The sequence below is a fragment of the Rhodococcus sp. ENV425 genome (assembly GCF_002887785.1).
GTDB lineage: Bacteria > Actinomycetota > Actinomycetes > Mycobacteriales > Mycobacteriaceae > Rhodococcus > Rhodococcus aetherivorans.
Genome location: NZ_PCZU01000284.1, coordinates 28,209 through 30,524, shown reverse-complemented (window position 1 = coordinate 30,524; position 2,316 = coordinate 28,209). Strand labels below are relative to the sequence as shown.

General features: G+C 68.7%; 1 protein-coding gene and 1 pseudogene. Both read right to left on the bottom strand.

Annotated elements, in window-relative coordinates:
- Window positions 1-197 (bottom strand): annotated as a pseudogene (locus CQZ88_RS27285) (nitroreductase family deazaflavin-dependent oxidoreductase); the annotation flags it as partial.
- A gap of 73 nt (window positions 198-270) precedes the next feature.
- On the bottom strand, window positions 271-2,046 hold the full coding sequence (gene arc / locus CQZ88_RS27280; protein ID WP_006931180.1) for a proteasome ATPase: 1,776 nt from the start codon (window positions 2,044-2,046) through the stop codon (window positions 271-273).
- Window positions 2,047-2,316: the final 270 nt, after the last annotated feature.

Here is a 2,316-nt window from a genome sequence, read left to right as displayed (position 1 = left end):
GTGCGGGGGCCGTAGGTCAGGGCGATGCGGTAGCCGCCGTCGCGACCGAACACCAGCACCGGGGTGCGGTAGCGGCGCCCGGTACGCCGGCCGCGGTGCTCGATCACCGCCGTCAGCGGTAGGTGTCCGGCCACCGGCCGGGCGAGCCGGTTGGTGACGACCCTGTTGAACCGGGCCAGGGCGCGGGGCAGCGGCACGGTCAGCCTCCTGCCGGTCGCGTCGCACGCCGGTGGGGCCGCCGCGGGACGCGGCGACCCCACCGGCGCGGCGTCACAGGTACTGGCCCGTGTTCGACTCGGTGTCGATCGCTCGGCTGGCGCTGGCGTTCTTGCCGGTGACCAGGGTGCGGATGTAGACGATGCGTTCGCCCTTCTTGCCGGAGATCCGGGCCCAGTCGTCCGGGTTGGTGGTGTTGGGCAGGTCCTCGTTCTCGGCGAACTCGTCGACGATGGAGTCGAGCAGGTGCTGCACCCGCAGACCGGGCGCGCCGGTCTCGAGTACCGACTTGATCGCGTACTTCTTGGCGCGGTCGACGATGTTCTGGATCATCGCGCCGGAGTTGAAGTCCTTGAAGTACAGGACCTCCTTGTCGCCGTTGGCGTACGTCACCTCGAGGAAGCGGTTCTCCTCGCTCTCGGCGTACATCCGGTCGACGACCCGTTCGATCATGGCGCGCACGCACGCCCCGCGGTGCCCGCCGAACTCGGCGAGGTCGTCGGCGTGCACCGGCAGTCCCTCGGTGAGGTACTTGGAGAAGATGTCCAGCGCCGCCTCGGCATCGGGCCGCTCGATCTTGATCTTCACATCGAGTCGGCCGGGCCGCAGGATCGCCGGGTCGATCATGTCCTCGCGGTTGGACGCGCCGATCACGATGACGTTCTCGAGACCCTCGACGCCGTCGATCTCGGACAGCAGCTGCGGCACCACCGTGGTCTCGACATCCGACGACACACCGGAGCCGCGGGTGCGGAAGATCGAGTCCATCTCGTCGAAGAACACGATCACCGGCGTGCCTTCGGAGGCCTTCTCGCGGGCCCGCTGGAAGATCAGCCGAATGTGGCGTTCGGTCTCGCCGACGAACTTGTTGAGCAGCTCGGGGCCCTTGATGTTGAGGAAGTAGGACTTCGCTTCCTTCGAATCCTCGCCGCGGGCCTCGGCGATCTTCTTGGCCAGCGAGTTGGCGACGGCCTTGGCGATGAGGGTCTTGCCGCAGCCGGGCGGGCCGTACAGCAGCACGCCCTTGGGCGGGCGCAGCGCGTACTCACGGAACAGGTCCTTGTGCAGGAACGGCAGTTCCACCGCGTCGCGGATCTGCTCGATCTGCCGGCCGAGGCCACCGATGTCGTTGTAGTCGACGTCGGGAACCTCCTCGAGGACGAGGTCCTCGACCTCGGCCTTGGGGATGCGCTCGAAGGCGTAGCCGGCCTTGCTGTCGACCAGCAGCGAATCACCCGGCCGCAGCTTGAACGACGGCTCGGCGTCCTCGCTCACCGCGACCGTGCCGGCCGCCGCGGCGGCCGCGGCGGCGAGCGGCGCGGCCAGCCACACGATGCGCTCCTCGTCGGCGTGTCCGACGACGAGGGCGCGGGTGCCGTCGTCGAGGACCTCGCGCAGGGTGGTGATCTCTCCGACCCGCTCGAATCCGCCGGCTTCGACGACGGTCAGCGCCTCGTTCAACCGGACCGTCTGGCCGGAGACGAAACCATCGGGTTCGAGGTTCGGGGACACCGTGACCCGCATCTTGCGGCCGGAGGTGAACACGTCCACGGTCTGATCGTCGTAGATGCCGAGCAGCACCCCGTAGCCGCTGGGGGGCTGACCGAGCCGGTCGACTTCCTCGCGCAGGGTGATCAGCTGCTGGCGCGCCTCCTTGAGCGTGTCCATCAGCTTGCCGTTGCGCACGGTCAGGGAGTCGATCCGGGCCTCGAGGTCACGGACCTGTTCGGACGGTTCGACGAGCCGCCGCCGCAGGGCGGTCGCCTCGGCGCGCAGCGCTTCGAGTTCTTGTGCCGCCGCAACCGAATCCGGGTTCTCTGTCGAGCTCATGTGCGACTCCCTCCACTATCGGTCTTTCCACGCTACCGGCAGACGGCCGACTGTGTGGTGCGACGCGAAATCGGCATGCTGCGAATGCGTGTCGGACTCCTCACGGCCGCGGGCCCGAATCCCCGATACCGATGTTAGCCTTGCCTTTCTCTCTGCCGGGTCGAAAGGATTCCCGTGACCACTCGCACCAGACGGGCCGCTGCCGCCGTCGCCGTCGCCGCACTGACCGCGCTGCCCGCCTGCGCCGCCGACGACTCCGCCGGTGGGTCG

Excerpts from the sequence above, each read along its gene's own strand:
- arc (WP_006931180.1), bottom strand. The coding sequence starts at position 2,046 with ATGAGCTCGACAGAGAACCCGGATTCGGTTGCGGCGGCACAAGAACTC.